This window comes from Lysinibacillus sp. BSL11 (genome assembly GCF_052928325.1).
Genome location: NZ_JAVGCX010000013.1, coordinates 1 through 24,481 on the forward strand (window position 1 = coordinate 1; position 24,481 = coordinate 24,481).

Genomic DNA, 24,481 nt, shown 5'->3' on the forward strand with positions numbered 1-24,481 from the left:
CTCGAAACATGTTTATACAAGTAGGGGGTGAACAGTTTTGCGGACGGGATCTAGTCCCACGGGCCAGACGTTCTACCCCGACTACCGTTATAATAAGACCTAAAAGAAAAAGGTCAACCAGAAAAAAAACTGGCTAACCTCATATTACGATCGGGCCATATTGTTGAATAAGGGTTTTGGAGAAATTAGGAGGATTAATATTGAGAATAATCTAAAAAATTAGTTTATTATTAGTTCAAATTAAAGTGCTTGAGTCGTGATGGTAATAATTGGTGTGTGATATGATTAACAGAATATTGTTTGAAGGTTCTATAACCGGGCGCATTTCTGCAGAAAAAAATGCGTCTACGAAATAAAATGGGCCATGTGTTTATGGATAAAGTATAAATTTTAGGGGGTATTTTATGTTTGTAGTAAATGTAGAAGGGGCTATTCGTCGCAAAGAGAAATGGCTTTTAATCCGTAGAAGTGAAAAGGAGGAGCATGCTGGTGGAGGTCTCTCATTAGTAGGAGGAAAGTGTGAAATTGAAGGTGATTCGTCTGATATTCTGGAAAGAACATTAAAACGAGAAGTTTTTGAAGAAGTAGGTAGCGAAATTACAGGCATTAAATATGTAAATAGCTCCTCCTTCGTGACAGAATCAGGGATAAATGTCATCGATATAGTTTTCCTATGTCATCATAAATCTGGAGAACCTTACGCTAAAAGTACTGAAGAAGTGGATGATGTTATTTGGATGACTACATCAGAGGTTCTTGCACATACGGAACTACCTTTATTTCTAAAAGAAAACATTAAACTTGCAGAGAAAATACTACAAGATAATATGCAGATGAAATATTAGTTATACATTTTCCATTATAGGGCGCCATTGTGGAGCAACAAAGTTGGAAAATGATCAAACTTTTTTATAAAAACCTAACTTAAAACTGCTAAAGAAGAATCCCTTTTGATCAATCTTTTTCAAAAAGGAATTCTTCTTATTTAACGTAAAATAAAGGTTTGTGAGGTATTTTTGCTCAATCTTTATTCTAAATCTACAAAAATCTGTTGCAATTCAAAACATTAAATCATAATATAAGAATATAGTTATATACGGATTAATTCACCTTTCTTTAACGAGGTGATTTTATTTAAAATAATATATAAGCAAATAATTATATAAGGAGTGCAGATAAATGGAAAATACACTAATTGAAAAACAACTAAAAGCAGCTGCAGATTTAAATCGCATTAAATTACTCGCATGTATGAAGAATGGGGAGGTATGTGTATGTGATTTTGTAGATGTACTAGGCATATCACAACCAGCCGTTAGTCAACATCTGCGAAAATTAAAGGAGGCAGGCATTATTACGGAACGAAAAGTAGGGACTTGGAAACATTACCGTTTAGTAGAGGATCAAACGCCATTGATGAAGGGCATCTTAGAACAAATTCAGCCTTTAAAGGGTTGCAACTGTGGCACAGATTGTTGCCATGTAGGGGGAACTGATAATGAATAATAATTCTTTAACCAAGCAGCTTTCTTTTCTAGATCGTTACCTTACCCTATGGATATTTGTTGCTATGGGAATAGGTGTTTTATTAAGTTTGACAATGCCTAATATTGGAGAAGCATTAGAGGCCATGTCTATTGGCACAACATCCATACCGATTGCTATCGGGTTAATTGTCATGATGTACCCACCATTAGCGAAAGTAAAGTATGAAGAAATGTGGCGTGTGTTTAAGGATTGGAAAGTGCTTTTACTTTCTCTTTTTCAAAACTGGTTACTCGGACCGTTCTTAATGTTCTTTTTAGCCATCATCTTCCTGCACGATTATCCAGAGTATATGGCTGGACTGATTATGATTGGTTTAGCTCGTTGTATTGCAATGGTGATTGTATGGAACGATTTAGCACGTGGAGACCGTGAATATGTAGCTGGTTTAGTTGCGTTTAACTCCATCTTTCAAATCGTGACTTATTCAATTTTTGCTTACTTTTTCTTAAATGTATTACCTGGTTGGTTTGGCTTAGAGAATTTTAGTGTTTCTATTTCCATGTGGGAAATTACTAAGAGCGTACTGATTTACTTAGGGATACCATTTGCTGCAGGGTTCCTCACACGATGGATAGGCATTAAAACAAAAGGGAAACAGTGGTATGAGGAAAAATTCTTGCCAAAGATTTCACCACTTACTTTAATTGCCCTGTTATTTACGATAGTGATGATGTTTGCCTTAAAGGGTGAGCAATTAGTGGAACTGCCACTTGATGTGGTACGAATTGCAATCCCATTATTTATTTACTTTGTAATTATGTTTGCTGTGTCATTCTTCTCTTCCCGTAAAGTAGGGGCATCTTATCCTGTCACAGCAGCTCTTTCTTTTACAGCTGCAAGTAACAATTTTGAGCTGGCGATTGCGGTAGCAGTTGGCGTGTTTGGCCTTCACAGTGGCGTGGCATTTGCTGCTGTTATTGGTCCACTTGTAGAAGTACCTGTTCTCATCGGACTTGTATGGGTTGCCCTACGTTGGCAGAAAAAATACTTTAAAACCATTAAATTATAAGGAGCAATTACTATGACAAATACACTTTATTTCTTATGTACAGGAAACTCATGTCGAAGTCAGATGGCTGAAGGATGGGCAAAAAAGCTACTACCAACCAATTGGACAGTTAAAAGTGCTGGGATTGAAGCACATGGTGTAAACCCGAATGCTATAAAAGCGATGGCCGAGGTGGGGGTTGATATTTCAAATCATACATCCGATTTAATTGATATGGAGACATTACATAACGCCACGTTAGTAGTCACGTTATGTGGAGATGCAGCTGATAAATGCCCAATGACACCTCCTCACGTTCGCCGTGAACATTGGGGATTTGAAGATCCAGCGAAAGCGACAGGTACGGATGAAGAGAAATGGTCTGTATTTCAAAATGTTCGTGATGCAATTGGTAAACGCATTGAACAATTTGTAATTGAGGAGCTGAAATAAATTGAAAAAAATTCATATCTATGAACCAGCAATGTGCTGTTCTACAGGCTTATGTGGACCCTCTATAGACCCAGAATTATTGCGTATGTCATTTATTATGAATAATTTAAAGAAAACAAACATAGAAGCTGAAAGATTAAATCTTACAAACGAGCCAAATGCTTTTGTAGAAAACGAAGCAATCAATCAACTATTAATGTCGGAAGGAATTGATGCCTTGCCTGCAACGTTTGTGGATGGAGAATTACTTTGTAAAGGGATATATCCAACAAATGAACAATTTTCACAGTGGTCAGGACTTTCAGAAGACGAATTACTACAAAAGCCAAAAGTACGCTTGTCACTAAAAGGAGATGCGTAATATGGAACGCTTTACAAGAAGTTATTTCCCAGACACCCCATTCCTGTTTTTTACGGGGAAAGGGGGCGTTGGGAAAACATCGGTTGCGTGTAGCCTATCAATTACCATTGCAAAGGAAGGGAAAAAGGTACTTTTAATTAGTACAGACCCCGCATCCAACTTACAAGATATTTTTGGCCAAACGCTTTCTAATAGTCCAACTAAAATTGAAGGCATAAACAATTTATTTGCGATAAATTTGGACCCTGAACAGGCGGCACAACATTATAAAGAGCAAATGGTTGGTCCGTACCGTGGAAAACTACCTGAAGTGGTATTACAAAATATGGAGGAACAACTTTCTGGTGCTTGCACAGTAGAAATTGCTGCCTTTAATGAATTTGCATCACTATTAACTGATACTTCAGTAATTGGAAATTTTGACACTGTCGTGTTTGATACTGCACCTACAGGGCATACGTTACGATTACTACAATTGCCTTCTGCATGGTCTACGTTTCTAGATGATAACACGACTGGCACTTCCTGTTTAGGTCCTTTAAAAGGGCTAGAACCACAACGTGAAGTCTATAAAGAGGCAGTTGAACGTTTAAAGAATGCTAATCAAACAACGTTAATGTTAGTGACACGCCCAGAAGAAAATCCTTTAAAGGAAGCAGCACGTGCTTCTCGCGAATTGTTTGAAATAGGTATTCAAAATCAGACCCTACTAATTAATGGATATATGAGCAATGCAAATTCTACAGATGATATCGAAGAGGCTTTCATTGCACGTCAAGCTGATGCAATAGCAAGAATTCCTGAAGAACTAAATCAATTTGAGCAATTCTACTTACCTTTTGTACCGTACTCTTTATCAAGTATTGAGCGTATGCAAGCATGGATGACTGACCAAGAAGTTATACATGAAGATGGATCAAATGAAGTAACTAAGATTCCTGGGATAGAAGAAATGATTGCAGATTATTTAGAGCGTAAGCCGAAACTCATTTTTACGATGGGTAAAGGTGGGGTTGGAAAAACAACGGTGGCTTCTTATATTGCATTACGATTAGCGGAAGAGGGTACTCATGTACATTTAACTACAACAGATCCTGCCGCACACCTCAATTGGACATTCGGTGATGATAACGTTAAAAATTTAACGATCAGTCGTATCGATCCAAAAGCAGAAGTGGCAAACTATGAAGCAGAAGTGCTTGCTAAGGCAAGTGAAACGATGAATGAGGAAGGTTTAGCATTTGTGAAAGAGGATTTAGCTTCTCCTTGTACAGAGGAAATAGCTGTATTCAGAGCATTTGCTAACGTTGTAGAAAATCATCAAGATGAAGTCATTATTATTGATACTGCACCAACAGGGCATACGTTGCTTTTACTGGACGCAACAGAAGCTTATCATCTCGAAATAAGCCGTTCACAAGGGGATATTCCTCCAGCTGTTTCTAACCTGTTACCAAGGTTGCGTGATGCGTCTTATACGAGTGTTGCCATTGTAACTCTTCCTGAAGCAACACCTGTTTATGAAGCTTCGCGCTTACAAGAAGATTTACACCGTGCTGGATTATCTGTTGATTGGTGGGTTGTTAATCAAACATTTTCATCTATCTATACAACAAGTCCAACATTAATTCAAAAACAACAAGCTGAAACGAAATGGCTAAAAGAAGTTAGATCCATCAGCAATAATCAATTCGTGGCCATTCCATGGGTAATAACGCCACCAGTCGGAACACAAGGTTTACATGAATTAAAAGGAGAGAAAATCAAATGAAAATGAGTCCAGAAGGTAAAAATTATTTAGAACAGGTATTAGCTGATTCAGAGGTTAAAACGCTTCGTTTCTTTGGTATTGCAGGCTGCTGTGGTGTTAATTTAGGTGTAGGCTTAGAAGCACCAGCAGAAGAAGATGCAATTCAAACAATTGAAGGTATCGAGGTCGCAATTCATCCTGATATTGCACCGCAATTAACAGATGTTACGATCCATGCAGAAGAAGAGAATGGTGAACTAGGTTTAGTATTAGTTGGATACTCACCGACATCTTGCTAAACAGATACCTTAAATACTGTCTTAGCAATTATTCAATCCATTGAATGGAGGATACAATAATGACAGTTAACCATGCTAGTGTATTAACTAAAGATTATTTTATCGCTTATTTGAAGTTAATTATGATTAGTAGAGAATACACTTTGATACAGGCTAAAGAGTTTGCTTTTAACTTCTTCTTTAAAGGAGATATAGCTCGTTACGGCACTTCGACATGGTTGCAATTTGAAAAAGCTATAAAAGAAATTGATAAAACAATGTGTGAAATTGAAATGTGTTAATTACTAAGTTTACAACGTCTAGCTAACTGCTAGGCGTAAAAAATACATTTTATATAAGTGAATGCTTATATAAAAAAGAGGAGAATTTAATGATGAAAACACTAAAAGTAATCAACCAAAATGGATCTTGTTGTACTACTAAGGATATTGAAGTACAGGAGAGTGTTAATAACCCCAATAAGAATTTACCGATTGTCATAATTGGCGCAGGTCCCATTGGATTAGCTACAGCTGCTCATTTAGTGGAACAAAAGCAAGCATTTATTTTACTTGAGGCTGGGCATGAAATAGCACACAATATTCGTACCTGGGGGCATGTTACATTATTTTCACCATGGCGATATAACATCAATAAAGCTGCTAAATCATTATTAGAGGGGTCTGATTGGGTAGAACCTAACTTAGAAACAATACCTACCGGGCATGAGTTAATTGATCTTTATTTAAAACCTTTGGCAGAGTTAAGACAAATAAAACCAAGTATCCGATTGAACTCCAAAGTAGTAGCTATTTCAAGACAAAAAAATGATAAAATGAAATCAAAAAATCGATTCAATCAGTCCTTTAATATATATGTTGAAAAAGAGGATGACATCGATATTATTGAGGCAAAAGCTGTTATTGATGCAACAGGAACATGGGGGAACCCAAACCCAGCAAATTCTACAGGTGTATGGCTCCAAAATGAAAAAGCATTAGCAGATCACATTGAGTATGGTATCCCAGAAATTAATACGAATACTAAAAGATATGCTAATAAGAAAATTGCAGTTATTGGTGGTGGCCATTCAGCGATCAATACCTTATTAGCTTTGGCTGAATTACAGAGAGAAAACCCTTCAACAAAGCTAGTATGGATTATGCGTAAAGGAACTGTAGAAGAAGCCTATGGTGGAGAAGAAAAAGATGCATTAGCAGCACGTGGCGCACTCGGTGTTCGCATTCACGAATTAGTAGATACAGGTAAGGTTGAAGTAATAACTCCTTTCTATATCTCACAGGTGAAGAAAGAAGAGAACATCCATATTGTTGGTACTATAAACGGAGAACAAAAAGTATTAACAGGATTTGAAGAGCTTATTGTCAATGCGGGAAATAGACCAGACCTATCAATTAACAGCGAATTACGCCTTTCGATTGACTCAGCAACAGAAAGTGTGCAAGCATTAGCGCCACTAATTGATCCAAATGTTCATAGTTGTGGCACAGTAAGGGCGCATGGTGAAGAAATACTACGTCAACCTGAAAAGGACTTCTATATTGTCGGAGCTAAAAGTTATGGACGTGCACCCACATTTTTAATGGCAACAGGCTATGAACAGGTTCGTTCCATAACAGCTTATTTATCAGGAGATGAAGAAGCGTCGAAACGTGTGGAATTAGAATTACCAGAAACAGGCGTATGTAGTATTAATCTTGTCAATCAATCAAATACATGTTGTTAAAAATTTGACTGTTAGCGCAAGCTAGCAGTCCTTTTTAAAATACTAAGGGGGAAATGAGATGGACACACTAATTATTCGTAAAATGGAAAAGAAAGATTTACAAGAGGTATTAAATATTTATAAAGAGGGAATCGAAACAGGGATAGCAACCTTTGAAACAATTGTGCCAAGTGAACAGGTATGGGAGGAAAGACATCATGCGGCCCTGCGCTTTGTTGCAGAGGAACACAATAGAGTAGTTGGTTGGATTAGTATTTCCCCTGTCTCTACACGCGCTGTTTATTCTGGAGTGGGAGAAGTTAGTGTTTATCTATCAAGTGATCATAAAGGCAAGGGTATTGCTTCAAGGCTTTTTAAATTACTAATAGAAACGAGTGAAAAGGAGGGGTTTTGGACACTCCAATCATCCATCTTTGCGATCAATACATCAAGTATCCAATTACATAAAAAGATGGGCTTTCGAATTGTTGGTACAAGAGAAAAAATTGCTCAGTTAGATGGGATATGGCATGATACAGTTTTAATGGAAAGAAGATTAAACATATAGTACGCGCTCCCTGCTATGCTAACCAAATTCTATACTAGGAAGTTTCTCGATATAATTTTAAAAAGATTTATAGTCACCATTTTTTACAGTGGCTTCAAATATGCATTGGATTGGTAAACCTAATTTCTCATAATCAACTTCTAAAGTTTATTTTTTTATATTTCCCAATGATTCCATTTGTCTTACACGTTCCGTTACTGATGGGTAGGACAGATGTACCCTTCTTCCAAGCTCGCTCATTTATAAACGGCTGTTATTATGGAAAACTCAAAAAGCTAAGGATTTCGAGGGTGCTAGAGAACTTCAAAGATATAAATTTGGAGTTCAATACAAGCAAAGCAAGGTCAAATTCAAACGAATGAGGTTTCCACATTTTCAGAAAATACTTTAGATATTTCTTTTGCAAATGGTCTAAAACTTTACTTAAATCATGACATGGCAGGATGGAACTTTAATTCTAGTGGTGCACCAACATTTGGAGGTATCCAAACAGCGAAAAACGGTAATAATCCTGTTGGAGCAGTGTGGTTATTACTTAGTGGAGAAAACTACCATTGGAGACTAATACATGGTTATGACACTGAAGGTGGAAATTATGTAGGCTATAAAGATCCAGACGGTGGATAATATAATACATCTACTAATTATGTAAGTTGGACAAAAATATCTGATAAAATCAATACAGTTTACATGAGTAGATAATTTAAAGATTGTGAGGGGGAAAAGTGAATAAATTATCATTGTTTTTTTATTCTTTAAACGTAATTGTTACTTCTATCGCCTTTTACGTGATTAATTTTTTAACTGAACCAGTTTTGATAGGTAGTTCAGAGAATAATATTAGTAATGGTAATCCAGGACTCTTTCCTTTAGTATTTTTAATGCCGTTCTTGATAGTTTCGATTATTGGTACATTTAAAATTGCATATTCTTTTGCTATAAGAACTTACAAGACAATGCAATATAAAATAATAATTATATTTTCATTCCTTCTTTCGAGTATGATATATTTCTTTACTTTTAAAGAAGCAAGAGAATTTAGATTATTAGTCTTTGAAAATAATGATTCAGTTACTAAAATAACTCAAATTCCATTACTTAACACATATTCAAATAGTATCTTCTTTAATGGATGGACATTACTTGCGTTACTATTTACCACTGTTTTTATAGCTTATTGTTTCGCATTAGTTAAACAAAGAGATACAAGATGAATAAATGAAGTTTTGATCCAAATGGATTAACGCTTTTTATGTGTGCCCGGCATGACAACAACTCGATGGTAAAAGTCCATACAGGCTTGGCAGTAGGATCTGTTAGCAAAAGACAGGGGTGTCCATGGCTACGTGGAATCTGGAGGTAATAGGACGCAAACTCTCGAACTGTTGAACAGAAATCAGATAGAAGGTTGGCTTGGGATGGATAAGCTTGCATAACAAAGCGAAGTCTAATACTGTCCGAATCATATACAGTAAATCTGGGAGTTACATGAGAAGAAAGTGTTTGTGCTTACCCAGGGAGGTCTCTTGAGGGTTATTTTAATTAACAATTTGTCTAGTGATAGTCAGATGAATCAAGAGAAGTCATAGTAGCCAAGTCAACTATGGTGAAGGACAGAACAAACTCCAATCTTGAAAGAAACAAGGAGGTGGAGACATCCGCCGAAGCACAGAAAACATCGGGATATAGACCGAATAGATGACTACTTATAGAGGGATAAGCTGGAAGCAAAAGAGCATATAAGAGTTTGTAGGGATGTAAACATGGAAATAAAGAAACAAGATGCTATCGAACTAATTGAAAAATCATAGCTGATAAAAATCTATGGAGAGCCCAACAACTGTTGTAGAGTGTGAACCAATATCATGAACGAAGGGTCTGTAGATTCTTGTCCATATACAAGTCTGGACATTTCTTATTCGTATATTTAAGAATCATTTCAAATGCAAAAGAAGTCCGTAAAATTGTCTCAGGGAATGAAAAAGAAGTTTTAAGGACTGAACCGTTTATAATGTTGAAAAAACTCCCATGTGATATTCAACAATTGAGTGTGATACTGTAATAAGAAACAGCGCTCGTTTTCATTAAAGATCCAATATAATGATCGTGCAATTCTTTTCTCATCTAAGGCAGGGTTACGCATTTTTTTGTAGAACTAAATGTACAAGAAGTTAATAAAAGAATAAAACGATATTAGATCCTATATATGTATCAATATTCTAAGTTTTTTTTAAAAAAGGGGTGTAAGTTGTGCAAACTTCAATGGGGGAAACGGAGCTTTATCAGGAAAGAGTTATCGATAATTTCATTGACGATATTGGAAGAAAAATGGAATATTCAATTATAGGAAAAGGTACACCAATACTTGTGTTTCATGGTGGACATTCTAATTGTAAAGAAGAGTTTGGCTACGCTGAATTATTGGAACAAGGTTATTCAATAATAACTCCTTCTAGAGCTGGATATTGTAATACAGATCCACTTCTCGGGAAAGATCTTCAAACAGCCTGCCATGCTTATTTAACTATACTCAATCATTTGAATATCGAAAAGGTACATGTAATTGCCATTTCTGCATATTGAAGTAGCCGCTCAAATTACTGATGTTGATATTGAGATGTTTCGTAAAATGAACAATTGACAACGCTCTGGATATGGTTTTATGATCGACTTATCACAAACTGGAACAATTTCTGCAGCTGATTTATGCTCAATTAAGTGTCCTACATTAATTTTACATAGTATAAATGATAGTGCTGCACCTGTTGAACATGCTTATCATGCACAACATAACATCACAAATTCGAAACTTTGTATTCTTCAAAATTGGGGTCATTTAATTTGGCTCGGGCATGATTCCGAAAGAATGTATGATGAATTAATAAAATTTTTGATTACCTATTAACAACTTTATATGTATTTAAATTAGTATACGAATCACCTTCTTGTATTTTGTAATAGATATTTCTACTTTAGGAGGTGCATGAAAAGGATTATTTATTTGATTAACTAGAGATATGGATGACTTTACAATATTCAATGTAAGGTTGTCCATTTTTACTTTGGACTCTTTGACTCTATTTATTTAGTAATATTCAAAAAATTAGACTGTTAGAATACTTCGAACAGCCAAGAACTTCAGAATGACAAGTAGAAATGTACAGATATAATGGGAAGTTGACGTATTCAAGCCCTCCTCCTCGCCAAATGATTTTAGTTTACATAATATAAATACCGCTGACACAAACTTATAGTTATCGGATGGTTCCTATAGATTATCGTTCAAAAGGGGGTTATTCGTTTAAATAATGTTAATTATCGTTTAATGTAGATTTGTCTAATATTCATAAAAATTATTCTAAGAGAAATGAACTTAGCTTGTTGTTAAAGAATCACGATTCAAGTCCATAAGAAAATATATTTTGAAATTCTAAAACAGGAATACTTGAAGAGTCGAACATACAAATTTGTATGTTCGACTCTTTTTTACACATTATAAAGAACCAATGGATAAGTAATAAATTTGATACTCTGAATTTTTAAAAAGTATTTAAAAAAGGTGTTGATTTTGATCTTGCAAAATCTAATAAAAGACAAAAGTGAAGCAGCCTAGGTTCTTTTAAATAAATTTAAAAAAGTGTTAAGGAACACTTTAAGGAAAAAAATAAAAAGGGTCACTTGGGATAGGAGTGCCCCTAAGTAACAGAGGTGTAAGGCTAAAATAGCTTTACTTTACTATCAATATGCGGTGATAGCGTAGTTTGTATAGTTCATAGCCTGAGAAATAGATTTTAAAAAAATGCTCTGATATGATTCATAATTAACTTACCAAAATTTAGAGAATGACTTATTTTAATTATTTATAAATTTAATCCAAATCTCTTTAATTCAATGAAAATACCTTCTAATTGTTTTCCTTTGTCTGTTAACGTATATTCCACACGAGGGGGAACCTCCGGGAATACCTTTTTATTCAATATCCCATGATCTTCTAGTGTCTTAAGACGGAGTGAAAGTGTTTTCGGGCTAATTCCATTCATTGATTTCAATAGGTCACTGAATCGCATTGTTCCTTCTATAAGCAGATCACGAATAATTAAAAAAGTCCATTTAGTCCCAATCACGTCGAGCGTTTTAGCAATGGGGCAAGTCTCACCTGGTGCTCCTTTGGTTAATATTACTGGCTCAATAACACTCATATGAAACATCCTCCTGAAAAATTTTTTTGTTTAATTCACCTTATCATATCACAATAGTATACTTTCAGAAACTTTATGAAATAAATATCACTATTTCCATAAATGAAGTTACTATATTTATAATATCGTTGTACCTATAATTTCATCCCTTATTAAGGAGGTGACTAAAATTATTGCAAGAAATCAACGAAACAAACTACCGTTTGCTCTCATTACTATATAAATCAATGCTTTTGCTATTGATACATAATCATGAGTGTTCTTCCGGATGAAGCAAACGATTTGAATTTTACCTTAAGTACAGAAGGGTTATCATCTACACGCTGGGTAGTTTTTTAGAAATCATATAATTGAGGGAGCTAGATAAAGATGAAAAATATACTGATAATTAACGGTCATCAGAAGTATAGTTCAGCAGAGGGGAATTTAAACCAAACATTGATGAACAAAATGGTCAGTTTTTTAAGTGAAAAAAACAATGTAAAAACAACAATTATTCAAAAAGGATATAAAATCGAAGAAGAACAACAAAAATTTATATGGGCTGACATTGTCATTTACCAAACACCTATCTATTGGTTCAGTGTCCCGGGCTTATTGAAGTCGTATATGGATGAAGTATATGCTTATGGTTTATTTTTTAGGGGTGCTGATCAGTATGGAGAAGGCGGGTTGTTGACTGAAAAGAAATATATGTTTTCGACTACCTGGAATGCTCCTGAAAAAGCATTTAACGATCCCAGTCAATTTTTTGAAGGGAGCAGCCTAGAAGAAGCATTAAGTCATTTACATCGTATACAGAAATTTCTCGGAATGAAACCTTTAAAGAGTTTCTCTTGTTATGATGTAGTCAAAAATCCGAAAGTTGAAAAGTTTGTATCCGAACTTGATTTACATCTACAAGAGGTATTGAATTTTTAATCTATTAAGTAAACGTATAAGGGGAGAAAAACATGTTAAAAGATAAAAAAGTTATAATGATCGGTGGAAGCTCTGGGATTGGTTTGGAATCAGCTAAACAGCTAATAGCTCATGGGGCAGAAGTAGTCATTGCCAGCCGTTCCGAAGATAAATTACGGAATGCCAAAGAGCAACTAGGAGATAGAGCAACGGCTTATACTCTAGATACAACGCAAGAACAGCAAGTCCAGTCTTTCTTTGAAAAGATCGGCCAGTTCGATCATCTTGTGGTAAGCGCGGCAGAAACATCCGGCGGGTCATTCCTCCAAACGGATACAGCCCAAGCCCGAAAACTGTTTGAAAACAAATTCTGGGGACAATATTATGCAGCGAAATACGGTGCTTCGAAAATTTTACCAAACGGTTCAATCACTTTGTTCTCTGGGGTTGTAGCCTACAAGTCTATGGTTGGCTCAGCAATTCTAGGTGCAGTCAATGCGGCTATTTCGAATCTAGGCCAGACTTTGGCTTTAGAACTTGCTCCGATCCGAGTAAACATCGTTTCACCTGGAATAATTGATACACCTTCCCGTAGCAAAATGCCTGAAGAAGCACGTAATAACTTCTATAATGCACTTGAAAACAAACTCCCTGTGAAACGAATAGGAAGAGCTGAAGATGTTGCACAAAGCGTACTATACTTGCTACAAAATAGTTTCGTGACCGGAACCGTTCTTCATGTAGAAGGCGGTCACATTTTAATTTAAGTCAGCAGCTGAGGAAAATATATCCACTAAACAAGAAAAAACGCTATTCTTTTTGTAGAACTATACGAAAAGATAGTGTTTTTTAATCTTCCCATCTCCATGGGGCTTAAAAGGCACTCTAACACGTTTTCCTTATTTTGTTGTAACATCAGTTATGCAGTGTAAAGCGGGTAGGTGGGAGGCCTGACTTTTTCAACACATCATTAAAGATGAAATGTAACCCACGCGGATCTAATGTTTTACGATTTTTATTAGGGAAAACTGGCTCTGATGGATAAATTTGATAGGATATTAAAGAAGCTTTATAAGATGCCGGAAGCGGCATTAAGTGTGGATGAAGGGGCAATATCCGTTCTTTTTTTCCTTTTCCATCAATTCGAATTGTTTCATTTACCAGATCAACTTGTTCCCATATTAATGAAACAAGTTCAGAACGTCTTAGACCTGTTGTTGCTAATAATTTAAACATGAGCTCATTCCGCATCGAAAAACGCGATTGGGCGCGTTCTAGATAGTCAAATAGCTGCTTTAGATCCGTTAATGTCATATACACAGGAAGTTTATCATCGGTCTTTGGCGATTCAATCCCGTGCGTAAAATCATTAGCAAGGTATCGTTCTATTAAACAATATTTGGCGAACGATTTTAAGGAAGAAATTTTTCGGTTCACCGAACGAGGTTTTTGTTTTAAAGATCCTAATAGATATTGGATAAAGCGACGTACTTGGGTCTTGGTAATCTCATTTAAACAGGTTGAACAGCCATGTTCCATTAAAAAGGTTAAGAAGAGCTGTAAATCGTATTCATAACTCGTAACCGTATTTTCCGAGTAATTTTTTTCAATCTCAATATACAATACAAATTCGTCAATGGCAGCGTGTAGTTGCAAGTATAAAACCTCCAGATATCGTATTAAACAATAATTATTATCTGTACAAAATCATCCCATTATCGTAAAAAAGGAGAGTTATCGTTCACATGAAAATTATAAGGAACTTGAAAATTACAAGTCGAAAAGTACAGATATTATGGGTAGTTGGTGTATTCAAGCCCTCCTCCACGCCAAATAATTTTAGTTTACATAATATAAATTATAGGAAGTTGTGTTTCATTGAAAAGTATACTAATAATAGTGAGATAAAATGAATGTAAAAGGTCACATAGGTTTTGGACACCAAAAATTTACCTTTCTAGCTTCAAAATTCTTTCTGCTTTCCTTAAAAATAAAATAATTTTCCTTCATTTTTAAACCTTTAGTTTTGGACTTTTTAATTTTTAAAATAACCAGTCGTCAAATAAATTTCGACAACTGGCTAGGTGTATACTTTTTCGACTGTAATATCAAAGGATACTAAATATTAGTTTTTACCGAAGAAAGATCTCATCTTCATTTGCAAGTTCATTTTCTAAAAAAACGTTCTTTCATGGGAGTTTAAGAATATTTCTTCACAAAGCAACTTTATTTCAAAGACACAACGATCTTACTACATGCTTTTTATTTATCCCACACGCTCATCTGCTAGTACTACTATTTGTTATGACCAAATTAGCCGTTTCACTCGGATGGCTAAGAGGAAAATGATGACCATATGGAACAAAATCAACCTTACCCAGATGTGAAGGAGCAGAATAGCCTCTGTCAGAATCCCCCCAAATAATGTGAAGATTATACTTTGTTACTTCATTGAAATCACCTTGAATGTTTTTCGATAGTAAACTGTTAAGCTGAACAGTAGTGTTTAAAATTCTAGGAGAAGTAAAACTTTTACCTATTTTTTGAATATAGTGTTCAGGGATGCTCTCCGTATTTTCAAATAAACCATTATTTAATAAATAACGCTCTATTAAATTAGTAGTTGCCAATTTCAATGTCCATTTGTTTATAAATTGAGGAACATTTATTGATTGAGCATTTTTTTTGGCAACAGGTGGCTGAAGTAAAGTAATTGTATACTTCTTATCTATGTACTTTTGTACTAATGCTTCCAAAAGAATATACGCACCAAATGAATGGCCAATTAGATGGGCACCGTTAGTAGCTTTCTCCAATAACTTTTTTACTACATTCAAATAGATATTTAAAGGATTTTTCTCTCGTTTAAAAGGAGAACGTCCCAAACCAGGAAGGTCTATGATCCATACAGGACGACCTGTTTTTTCATGAAGCTCTTTTCCTAAAGGAAATAAATCCTCTCCATCACTCAATAAACCATGTAATAAAATAAACGGTTTCCCCTCTCCTTGTAATTGGTAAAGGGTATTGTTATCGCATAATGTTCGCTCAAATAAATGATGAAGCTCACCATTTTGATACATCAATCGATAATCCAGATCAGCTACTACGGCAGGGAAAAAGTTCATGACACTCGTCTTCTTAAACCAATCTCCCCCCATCATGTTTTTCACCGAACCATTTGAAAATGTTCGTTTTGTCATAAAATTCAGTCCATCAGAAGGAATGTTTGTTATTTTACTTACTCCACTTTTCATTATTGTTTTCATAAGCGGCATTGGAACAGAGATTTTTGGTGCACGCATATTCATACTTTCCGACATGACACTTAATAATTCAGCAATGTTCGGATCGTTCTCTTTGTCTTCAACAAGTGTATATGTTTGAATAGCCGGCTGCTCCAATTTGAAAACCTGCACAATAAACTTCGCAATCTCATCGTTTGAAATCAGTGGCAACCTATATCCCTTACCTCCAGGAATCACTGGCATGAGCCCTCTTCGCATACTTGTCACAAGCAAACCTAATCCTGCTATCTGCTCTGTACTCCCTGTTTTACTACTACCGACCACAGTTGGCGGATTAATGACAGACAGCGGATAACCTACTGCTGATGCCTGCTGACGGATATATAGATCTGCTAAAAACTTTGTTCTCTCATATGGATTTTTTATTTTTAAAAATTTGTTTCCTTCTTTAAATACATCTATCGCAACCTTGCTATTTTTATCATCAAATGGACTCATATAGCCTACAACATGAATAAATTGCTGCAAGCCCTTTAATTGGTGAATACTTTTAGCTAATTCACTAATATGTTTGGCGCCATTTAAAAAGACGGAAGCGGCCTCTTTACTTGTCGCTTGAATATCCATAGGGCCTCCTGCGTGAATCATCACATCCGTTTTCAATACCCTCTCCTTATCTTCAACACTCAGACCTAAGTCTATTTTCGTTAAATCACCTTCAATAAAGTGCATATTTGCCTCTTTTAAGATGCCTCTTTCCTGAAAAATGCGTGTTGCTTTACTTTTCGATCTCACTAATAGAAGAATTGTAACGTGCTCTTTGGCTAATTCCTCGACTAATTGCTTTCCAATAAAACCTGTTCCACCAGTTAAAAATACGGTTCTCATAAAAAATCCTCCTTGTAGTACTACTTAGTACTAATTTGATGTAAAAAAAATGCTTCTTTTATCGAAGCAAGTTAAACAAATGATCTGCTGTTTTCATGATTACAGTTGCATCCTCCAGTGTTTCTGAAATAAATAGCGCTCCTTCAAGATTTGTAATAAAAAGAGATGCAACCTCGTCAATATTTATTGTCTTTCTAAATTCACCATTCTCTACCCCTTGTTTAAGGAATAGAGAAACTTTCGTTTGTAAGCCTTTAAAAAAAAGACCTATTTTTTCTTTTACTTTTGTGGCATTTGTAGGACTTTGAATATAAAGCGTAATAAATGGACAGCTCCCCTTATATTCTCTCGTCTGAACTCCTTGTGATATTTGCTTTAAAAACAATTTGATACGATCTTCAACTAATAATTGGTTTTGAGATAGTAAGTCATCTATTGCAGATTGATACATTTCAATCCAATAATCAACGACCCCTTCCAACAATTCTTCCTTATTAGAGAAGTGATAATACACATTAGACTTTGAAACTTTACTTACACGAACTAATTCATCCATGCTTGTATAAGCAAATCCTTTTTCTAAAAATAATGTTGCAGCTACTTCAATCACACGTTTTTGATTCATTAATTTTACTTTTGTCATAATTAGAACTATACAGTACTAAAATGGGTGTTGCAAGTATTATTGTTAGTTTAATAAAAAAATTGATCAAAAAAGCTATACCTTAATTGGTTATACTGCTAAAAATTAATCTCATTTTGAACAAAGTTGAACAGAACCCCAAAACTGTTTTGGATGGCTTGCAATTTTTCACTTGCACTTGTATTATTTTTGTAGTCAATAAAGGAGATGCTTTTATGCCCTTTAAAGATGATTTGCAAAATTGATTCATTCATACCCTTCATTCAATATAAAAACTCCATTTTGATTGATGCTGATCAAAATGGAGTTTTTATTATCCCTAGCTGTTATTCAAACAATGGCATCATATGTTTTCTAATCAATTCAACACGATCCTTGGCACGTGGCATAAAGCGCGAAGCAATCGAAATGACCATCTTCTTTTGAGGATGTATGAAAATTACATTTCCACCATCCCCCAAAGCTGCATAGCAATCATCAAGTATCCACCACAAATAACCATAGGACAGCTCTCCTGATCGACTTTGTACTTTTGTGCTGTCCTCTATCCATTGAGAAGAAAGAATTTGGCGACCGTTCCATACACCTCCATTTAAATAGAGCTGACCTATTTTGGCCATATCCCGTGGCGTTAAAGTAAGTCCCCAACCAGCGGTGTTTACTTCCTTAGGGTCTATTATCCAGCCAGTGACAAATTTATCCTTCAGAAAAGCGAAATAGTCTTCTTTATTTTGTATAGTTGTATTTGTGGGTGCTTTGATTGCAAGAGGTTTAAACAAGTTTTCTGTAGCGAAATCAAGGACAGATTGACCCGTGGCATTTGTAAGAACACCTGATAAAATATGTGTGCCAACGGTAGAATAGTTAAACACCCCCATATTACCTTTGCCCCCCAGCAAATCCAATGCAGCTTTTACCCAGTCATCACTTGAATATACTTTCGTATAAGGCTCTGACTTGTATTTATAGGGTGCAGTCATTGACAACAAATTTGCTATGGTGATGTTTTGAATGGTTTTTTCGCCACGCTTTACTGTATAATTCGGAAAAAAATCTAACACATGCTGTTCTATATTTTTCATATATCCTTTATCAATTGCCATTCCAATAAGAATGGAGATGATACTTTTTGTGACAGATGCTATATGCAAAGCATCATCTTGGGTGTACCCATCAAAATATTTTTCGTAAATTAAATGATTATCTTTTCTAATAGCGATGCCTGCTATATTGGAATACTCTTTTTCTATTAAATCTTCAAAGTTATTCATCATTCTGATTGTTAGGGTTTGACACATTGACGTCAGCTATATCAATCCCCATCCTTTCGCTGAAATGAATCATCAATATTGATGTAATAAAGAATAATTTATTATAAAAAATTATTCAATTCTTTTCTTTTTTCCAGCTAGTGTGATAACAAAAAAACGTTAATCCTTGTTCGATTAACGTTACGGTATCTTTTTATCGATCTTCATTTTCATAATATGCTTCATTCGCATGTTTCTGATCTGTACCTTTAAGGTATGCTAGGATCATTTTAGGACGTTTAAGTAAAACCCAGTCTCCATGCTTATCAAATTTTCTGCTTGAAGTGATCATCCCATTTGGAATCGTTCCGTATTTTTTTCCGTTCTTTTTTCCCCAATCTTTTAATCGTTTAGCAAAATCGGCATCTTCTGCCATGAGCATATTTTCATTAAATCCATTAATTGCTTGAAAATCTTTTTTGTAGCACCAAAAGATGCCTACAGAAATGGCACCATATTTTAAAAATAGTGGTCCGATTAATAACAAAGCTGAAACAAAAATTCCTAAGGACATTCTTTCAAACTTTCCTGTAACACCGCCACCAATGTACTTTCCTGTGATTAAATTCTCCTCTGCCTTAGATAAAAGGTGCTCGTTCATCTGTGTATCGGCATCAATTGTGACGATGATTTCCCCTCTTGCTATATCAACGCCAGCGTTCCTAATCTTCGAAAGGTTCTTATCGCTATTTTTTAGTAGGATACAATTATACGATTTTGCAATTTCCTCTGTTCGATCTGTACAGCGATTTAAGACAACAATAATCTCCACTTGATTTTTAAAGGATTTGGAAGCCTTTAAAATAGAGTCTAAGCATTTTCCAATATATTTTTCTTCATTATGGGCTGGGATGACAATTGAAATTTTTATATCCTCTTTCTTTTGCACTTCTAAAGAGTTCTCCATGTCGTACATACAGCTCCTCCCTTTTAAATGTCTTCTTCATTTATAAAATAAACCAGCTGATCAGTCCACTTGTTGTCCTCGTATATGAATCCTTTCCTCGTGCATTCATAAAGCATTCCAACATTTTCTGCTAATTTTATAGATGCCGTATTGTCGAGGTTTATATGAGCTTCTATTCGATGATAATTTAATTTTTTAAATGCTAGATCAATCGCTGCTTTTACAGCCTCTTTACCATAACCTTTTCTCCAAAAATGGTTATGAATGGTATATCCGAACCTAGCCCATTGAAATTCTTCCCTCATAATGGTTGAGAAGTCTACAAAACCAATATGCGTATTATCTGTTTTTCTAAATACGCCAAATACATACACCTTATCATCCTCAGCCATCTGATGATGCTTAGTAACTAAATCACGAAACCATTCTTTCGTACAGATGCTCATATCTAATTTACCTTCATCGTACTTATGCTGGGAAGGTAAACGATTTTCATATTGCGTAAGCCAAGAAGAGTAATCTTCCTCTTCCATTAATCGAATAATTAATCGTTCTGTTTTCGTCATTATCTTATTCAATCGAACACCTCATACCTTTCTAAATAGCGATTCATGGAAGTAGTTTACTCACCTTCTTCGTCTGCAGAGGGGCCGTAGATGCCTGGTACTGGAATATCGAGAAGTCGCAAGTATACCCCAAGCTGCGCTCGATGATGGACCATGTGGCTTAATCCGAAGGTGCGGAACGCAATAGCTCGAGGCTCCTGGCGAATAATATGGTCACCGTGACGTAGCGTCCATTCCTCTCCGAGCTTCTTCTCATCACATTCAGTAAGCAACATTTCCACTTTTCTTACGTTTGCATCGAACTCATCGAGAATGTCATCTCGCTTTTCTATTGCCTCTCGTCGCAACGGAACGGTCGAAAGATCAAAGTCTGAGTACTGTAAAATAGCCATTTGCCAGTTTAGCAGATTGATTAGGTGCGTGGCCAGACCTCCTAGTGTCATTGATTTCTCATGTGGCCTCCATGTCAAATGCTCGTCGGGCAAGCGTTCCAGTATGCGACGAGTAGAAGCCAATTCTTGTGTTGTATCCCCAACAATCAATTGTTTAAGCATAAAATCCCTCTCCTCCCTTTTAATCAGCATACTATAAATTCCATTCAAGGGGAAAGCTCTCATATAAGTTTTTATGCTATGGTTAAACCTTTTTTAGACTGTTAGAATATGTAAATACTTTGAGGGTTTTGCAGTTTGAAGAAATGTTCATAAGGGAATATACTAGATTGAACAAAAAGGGGTGAAGACAAGGTGAAAATAAAAATAATTTTGTTGTTAATGATTTGTTCCTTAGCGTTAGTTGCTTGTAACGATCAGAAAGAAGCATCGAAGGTGATAGAAATTCAAGAATTAATTAATTTCGATGAAGTGCAACCCGATACTTTACAACAAATCTCCGATGCCAAAGATATTCAAATTATAGAAAAAACATTTAAAAAAGCTAGAGAATTCGGTGAGGTCGATAACGAAATTGCTCCGCAGTATAAGATCAAACTAAACGATGATGAATACTACCTATGGATAGACAATACAGTCACAGGGACAATAGCAAACGTAAACAGTAGAAATATGTTTTACAATATCCTAGCTACCGATGAATTTAAAGAGGCCATAAATTATCGATAGCAAAACAAATGATTTTTAAATAATAGCAGCAATGATCTGTACGGAAACATAGATTGTTGCTATTTTTTTAGGGTATGTTTCATATTATCTAGCTTCATGTTGCTGGGAATGTTCTCTCACTTTTTCAACGGATATAGAGCCCCTCCGTATTAGCAACCTTTTCTAATAACTCAAGATTATGTTGGCTGTAAATTAAAAAGGCTAAGCCATTCCCACTAAATACAATATTCTCCTCAGGTAAAATAAAATGTAAATGGAGATGGTCCGAAACAGCTAATTTTATTAGTGAAATTAACATTGTGTATTCATCAATGTTTAATAAAATGCCTTCTGTAAGATCTTTAGGTATAATTTTATTATTCCACTCATTCTCGTAGACTTTATAATACAATTGATCCTTATATAAAGGATCTGGTAAATAATAAAATGCATAAAATTCAGATGATTTTAACCACATCAATTCAAAAAATCTCTCAAATTTTTCTAGGCTTTTCTGGTACGAATGATAATCCTGCGTTTTTTGTTGGAAATCGACCATCTCTAATTTATCGAAGAATACTTCTACTTGACTATATTTTTCATTACTTTGTATCTGATAAGGGTAAATATCAAGTATTTTAGTACTTTCATAATCATACAATTGCTCTAGTAATTCTTCTAATTTTTTTCTGTCTTTATTGGTTGCTTCCTTGCAAATACAATCGATTATCTTTTCTAATGACATCCCTTTGACTCCTTTAATTCCTACTTCAGCACGGTAAAAGAACGTAGTAATCCGTTACATTTTTCTATTTATAGTTTAGTATACCATCTTTCATTGTTGCACCATGCCAGCGTTTTACATAGGGTGGAAATTTTAAAAAGCTGTGTATGGTAGTGCTTTCTTGCATAGTTTAAATAGATGGAATATTTAGATTTTTATTGATGGAATGGCAATGATTAATTATACTTAAATGATTAACGTTCGATTAGAAACATATAATACTAGAGTATTGGGGAGAGAAAAATGGAAGAATTAAAAGTAGAAAAAGCAATTCAAGATATTTATCCAGATGATATCGCTTGGTGTTATGGGTGTGGCCGTTTGAATGATGATGGTCATCATCTTCGCACAGGGTGGCATGGTGAAAAGACGATTACAATCTATACACCTGAATCAAAATATATGGGTATTCCAGGATTTATCTATGGTGGTTTAATTGCTTCATTAATTGATTGCCATGGAACAGGGTCGGCAGCGCTTGCCTTGCATCGTAAAAATGGACATGAAATTGGTGATGGAGCGGAGCCACCTCGATTTGTAACGGCTAACCTTCATGTAGATTTCCTAAAGCCAACACCCCAACATGTTCCATTAAAGGCAATTGGCACTGTTGAAGAAATTCACCCGAAAAAATGGAAAGTAGAAACTGAGGTTTATGCGCAGGATACGCTTTGTGCTCGTGGAACAGTAGTTCTTGTAGTCATGCCTAGTACTTTTCTAAATAAAAATGTAAATAAAAATGAATAGCACTTTTTATCCTCACTATATAAAATAAAGAAGAGCACATCTTATTCATAGATGTGCTCTTCTACTGCGTTTTTAATGGATTCATCATCATGGAACTGTATTACTAATAACTGTCACAAAGCCATTTCTCGTCGCAGTTTCCATTAACGAATAAATAGAGTCACTTGCTGTTTTGTTAAACTCATACCATTGGTCAACAGTTGCATCATAAATCAACACGTCTGGCTGTCCAGTCAAAGGTTTATCTGAAGATTGCACCAACGAATAGAGATCATAACGTGCTATGCTCCTACCTTCCATGTTCAGGAAATCATATTGGCCCATTTTATAATAGCCCCCAATTACGGTGCTATGGACAGACCATGTATAGTCGTCAGGCTGTTTTATCTTCGTGCCCATATTTTTAGTAAATATACGGTGCATTTCTTCCATATAGGCATTGCCATTGATTTGCTCGACTACTCCGCCCATTGTCATGTGGTATTCATGAAGGAATGCTTTCACTTTCATCCCCTTAATCATCAATGGCTCTGTATCGATTGAGATCGTTAAATGATCGTAATGAACTTTACAGCCAAGAGTTTCTGCTAGAAAACGTAATGGTACAATGGTGCGTCCATTCTTTAGGTATGGCTTCGCATCCAATATTACCGTTTTTCCATTTATTTCGGCTTTGTTACTGTTCAACTTTAAACTGACTCTCATCTCACTTTTGGTCAGTGTCACTTTGCCATCCGACCAATGCACCTTAGCCCCTAAATTTTCACTTATCACGCGTAAAGGTACCATTGTTCGATTGTTTTTTATTTCGGGCTTCACCTCCGTTTGTACTATCATACCGTCCACTTTTAGTTGACTGCTAGCTGCTGCAGCAGTTGTGATAGAAGTAAGAAGGACAATCAACATAAGGAAAATACCTGAATATGTTTTTTTCATTTTATTAGCTCCTTTAATTCGCTATCATTACTTCATTCCATATGAACCCTATTATTTCCTTCTACTATTATGAAGGAGAAAAAAATCCTGCTTATTCGCAGGATTTTTAAGTAAACTTTATGAGGTTTATATATACACGCTATTTCGTACCACTTGCGCCAAATCCAGATGCGCCTCGGACCGTTTGAGATAATTCATTTACTTCCACTAATTGAATAGAAGGAACAAGCTGAATAACCATTTGAGCAATGCGCATTGATTTTTCTACGATAAATGGTTCTTGACCATGGTTGATTAAAATAACACCGATTTCGCCTCTATAGCCTTCATCTATAGTGCCTGGGCTATTCAGTACGGTTACACTATGCTTTAATGCTAGTCCACTTCTTGGTCGAATTTGGGCTTCCGTTCCCTTAGGTAATTCAATCTGTATACCTGTCTTAATGAGTTTGGCTACGCCTGCTGGGATTTCTACTGCTTCTATGGAATAGAGATCCATGCCCGCATCCCCAGGGTTGGCTTGTATCGGTAGCATGGCATCAGCGTGAACTTTTTTAATTTTTACTTCTAGATTCATTGTT

The 24,481-nt window shown here is 35.5% G+C and carries 27 protein-coding genes and 2 pseudogenes; 17 read left to right on the forward strand and 12 right to left on the reverse strand.

From position 1 onward, the window contains the following. The first annotated feature begins 404 nt into the window (after positions 1 to 404). From RCJ95_RS15740 to RCJ95_RS15785, 10 genes are all read left to right on the forward strand, one after another. A complete protein-coding gene (locus RCJ95_RS15740) occupies positions 405 to 845 on the forward strand; it encodes an NUDIX hydrolase (protein WP_446722462.1) in 441 nt (146 codons plus the stop codon). A 334-nt stretch (positions 846 to 1,179) separates the two neighbouring features. After that, complete coding sequence (locus RCJ95_RS15745) at positions 1,180 to 1,506, forward strand: ArsR/SmtB family transcription factor (RefSeq protein ID WP_257522201.1); 327 nt, start codon at positions 1,180 to 1,182, stop codon at positions 1,504 to 1,506. Further along, the gene (arsB, locus tag RCJ95_RS15750) at positions 1,499 to 2,557 is read left to right on the forward strand and encodes an ACR3 family arsenite efflux transporter (protein WP_221683287.1); all 1,059 of its coding nucleotides are present in this window, start codon (positions 1,499 to 1,501) and stop codon (positions 2,555 to 2,557) included. Before RCJ95_RS15745 ends, arsB begins: the two co-directional genes overlap by 8 nt. Before the next feature lie 12 nt (positions 2,558 to 2,569). Then, positions 2,570 to 2,989: an arsenate reductase (thioredoxin) gene (gene arsC / locus RCJ95_RS15755; RefSeq protein WP_446722463.1), complete on the forward strand. Its 420-nt coding sequence runs from the start codon at positions 2,570 to 2,572 to the stop codon at positions 2,987 to 2,989. A 1-nt stretch (position 2,990) separates the two neighbouring features. Further along, complete coding sequence (gene arsD, locus RCJ95_RS15760) at positions 2,991 to 3,350, forward strand: arsenite efflux transporter metallochaperone ArsD (protein ID WP_446722464.1); 360 nt, start codon at positions 2,991 to 2,993, stop codon at positions 3,348 to 3,350. A 1-nt stretch (position 3,351) separates the two neighbouring features. Then, positions 3,352 to 5,121 (forward strand): arsenical pump-driving ATPase, encoded by a 1,770-nt coding sequence (gene arsA / locus RCJ95_RS15765; protein ID WP_369354130.1) that lies wholly within the window; start codon positions 3,352 to 3,354, stop codon positions 5,119 to 5,121. Continuing rightward, positions 5,118 to 5,399 (forward strand): Fe-S cluster assembly protein HesB, encoded by a 282-nt coding sequence (locus RCJ95_RS15770; protein ID WP_036124835.1) that lies wholly within the window; start codon positions 5,118 to 5,120, stop codon positions 5,397 to 5,399. The genes arsA and RCJ95_RS15770 overlap by 4 nt, the downstream gene beginning before the upstream one ends. Before the next feature lie 59 nt (positions 5,400 to 5,458). Then, positions 5,459 to 5,680 carry a hypothetical protein gene (locus tag RCJ95_RS15775; RefSeq protein ID WP_446722465.1) on the forward strand — a complete coding sequence of 74 codons (222 nt, stop codon included), beginning with the start codon at positions 5,459 to 5,461 and terminating at the stop codon, positions 5,678 to 5,680. Between the two features lie 92 nt (positions 5,681 to 5,772). Beyond that, positions 5,773 to 7,125 (forward strand): FAD-dependent oxidoreductase, encoded by a 1,353-nt coding sequence (locus RCJ95_RS15780; protein WP_446722466.1) that lies wholly within the window; start codon positions 5,773 to 5,775, stop codon positions 7,123 to 7,125. 58 nt (positions 7,126 to 7,183) lie between these two features. Next, entirely contained in the window at positions 7,184 to 7,672 is a 489-nt protein-coding gene (locus tag RCJ95_RS15785) for a GNAT family N-acetyltransferase (protein WP_312129320.1), read from the forward strand. On the opposite strand, the pseudogene RCJ95_RS15790 reads toward RCJ95_RS15785, so the two are convergent. Continuing rightward, positions 7,657 to 7,912, reverse strand: a pseudogene (locus tag RCJ95_RS15790) (AsnC family transcriptional regulator); the annotation flags it as partial. The gene RCJ95_RS15785 and the pseudogene RCJ95_RS15790 sit on opposite strands and share 16 nt — an antisense overlap. 195 nt (positions 7,913 to 8,107) lie before the next feature. Between RCJ95_RS15790 and RCJ95_RS15795 the strand changes: the two are divergent. From RCJ95_RS15795 to RCJ95_RS15805, 3 genes and pseudogenes are all read left to right on the forward strand, one after another. Beyond that, entirely contained in the window at positions 8,108 to 8,299 is a 192-nt protein-coding gene (locus RCJ95_RS15795; protein WP_257522198.1) for a hypothetical protein, read from the forward strand. A 98-nt stretch (positions 8,300 to 8,397) separates the two neighbouring features. After that, entirely contained in the window at positions 8,398 to 8,886 is a 489-nt protein-coding gene (locus RCJ95_RS15800) for a hypothetical protein (protein ID WP_312129322.1), read from the forward strand. Positions 8,887 to 9,934: 1,048 nt separating this feature from the next. Beyond that, positions 9,935 to 10,577: pseudogene (locus tag RCJ95_RS15805) on the forward strand (alpha/beta fold hydrolase). Between the two features lie 955 nt (positions 10,578 to 11,532). Here the strand turns inward: RCJ95_RS15805 and RCJ95_RS15810 are convergent. Then, positions 11,533 to 11,871 (reverse strand): winged helix-turn-helix transcriptional regulator, encoded by a 339-nt coding sequence (locus RCJ95_RS15810; protein WP_132362202.1) that lies wholly within the window; start codon positions 11,869 to 11,871, stop codon positions 11,533 to 11,535. 369 nt (positions 11,872 to 12,240) lie between these two features. On the opposite strand from RCJ95_RS15810, the gene RCJ95_RS15815 reads away from it, so the two are divergent. Both RCJ95_RS15815 and RCJ95_RS15820 read left to right on the forward strand, forming a co-directional pair. Next, entirely contained in the window at positions 12,241 to 12,792 is a 552-nt protein-coding gene (locus RCJ95_RS15815) for an NAD(P)H-dependent oxidoreductase (protein ID WP_221681844.1), read from the forward strand. Positions 12,793 to 12,824: 32 nt separating this feature from the next. Further along, entirely contained in the window at positions 12,825 to 13,538 is a 714-nt protein-coding gene (locus tag RCJ95_RS15820; RefSeq protein WP_221681845.1) for an SDR family oxidoreductase, read from the forward strand. Between the two features lie 148 nt (positions 13,539 to 13,686). Here the strand turns inward: RCJ95_RS15820 and RCJ95_RS15825 are convergent, their stop codons facing one another. From RCJ95_RS15825 to RCJ95_RS15855, 7 genes are all read right to left on the reverse strand, one after another. Next, entirely contained in the window at positions 13,687 to 14,427 is a 741-nt protein-coding gene (locus RCJ95_RS15825; RefSeq protein WP_446722467.1) for a tyrosine-type recombinase/integrase, read from the reverse strand. A gap of 623 nt (positions 14,428 to 15,050) precedes the next feature. After that, positions 15,051 to 16,907 carry an alpha/beta fold hydrolase gene (locus tag RCJ95_RS15830; RefSeq protein WP_446722468.1) on the reverse strand — a complete coding sequence of 619 codons (1,857 nt, stop codon included), beginning with the start codon at positions 16,905 to 16,907 and terminating at the stop codon, positions 15,051 to 15,053. A 58-nt stretch (positions 16,908 to 16,965) separates the two neighbouring features. Beyond that, positions 16,966 to 17,532, reverse strand: coding sequence for a TetR/AcrR family transcriptional regulator (locus tag RCJ95_RS15835; protein WP_048392738.1), 567 nt, complete (start codon positions 17,530 to 17,532; stop codon positions 16,966 to 16,968). A 344-nt stretch (positions 17,533 to 17,876) separates the two neighbouring features. After that, positions 17,877 to 18,821, reverse strand: a complete 945-nt coding sequence (locus tag RCJ95_RS15840) for a serine hydrolase domain-containing protein (protein ID WP_312129331.1) — start codon at positions 18,819 to 18,821, stop codon at positions 17,877 to 17,879. Positions 18,822 to 19,014: 193 nt separating this feature from the next. Next, entirely contained in the window at positions 19,015 to 19,776 is a 762-nt protein-coding gene (locus RCJ95_RS15845) for a glycosyltransferase (RefSeq protein ID WP_221681850.1), read from the reverse strand. A 14-nt stretch (positions 19,777 to 19,790) separates the two neighbouring features. Next, a complete protein-coding gene (locus tag RCJ95_RS15850) occupies positions 19,791 to 20,345 on the reverse strand; it encodes a GNAT family N-acetyltransferase (protein WP_221681852.1) in 555 nt (184 codons plus the stop codon). 44 nt (positions 20,346 to 20,389) lie between these two features. Beyond that, entirely contained in the window at positions 20,390 to 20,887 is a 498-nt protein-coding gene (locus RCJ95_RS15855; RefSeq protein WP_221681853.1) for a DinB family protein, read from the reverse strand. Between the two features lie 192 nt (positions 20,888 to 21,079). Here RCJ95_RS15855 and RCJ95_RS15860 point away from each other — a divergent pair, with 192 nt between their 5' ends. Further along, positions 21,080 to 21,454, forward strand: a complete 375-nt coding sequence (locus RCJ95_RS15860; protein ID WP_221681854.1) for a hypothetical protein — start codon at positions 21,080 to 21,082, stop codon at positions 21,452 to 21,454. Positions 21,455 to 21,578: 124 nt separating this feature from the next. Here RCJ95_RS15860 and RCJ95_RS15865 read toward each other — a convergent pair whose 3' ends face one another. Next, complete coding sequence (locus tag RCJ95_RS15865; RefSeq protein WP_312129335.1) at positions 21,579 to 22,178, reverse strand: hypothetical protein; 600 nt, start codon at positions 22,176 to 22,178, stop codon at positions 21,579 to 21,581. Between the two features lie 282 nt (positions 22,179 to 22,460). On the opposite strand from RCJ95_RS15865, the gene RCJ95_RS15870 reads away from it, so the two are divergent. Beyond that, positions 22,461 to 22,964: a PaaI family thioesterase gene (locus RCJ95_RS15870; RefSeq protein ID WP_337975723.1), complete on the forward strand. Its 504-nt coding sequence runs from the start codon at positions 22,461 to 22,463 to the stop codon at positions 22,962 to 22,964. A gap of 87 nt (positions 22,965 to 23,051) precedes the next feature. Here the strand turns inward: RCJ95_RS15870 and RCJ95_RS15875 are convergent, their stop codons facing one another. Beyond that, positions 23,052 to 23,900 carry a stalk domain-containing protein gene (locus tag RCJ95_RS15875; RefSeq protein ID WP_337975724.1) on the reverse strand — a complete coding sequence of 283 codons (849 nt, stop codon included), beginning with the start codon at positions 23,898 to 23,900 and terminating at the stop codon, positions 23,052 to 23,054. Positions 23,901 to 24,039: 139 nt separating this feature from the next. Further along, positions 24,040 to 24,477, reverse strand: coding sequence for a dUTP diphosphatase (gene dut / locus RCJ95_RS15880; protein ID WP_337975725.1), 438 nt, complete (start codon positions 24,475 to 24,477; stop codon positions 24,040 to 24,042). Positions 24,478 to 24,481: the final 4 nt, after the last annotated feature.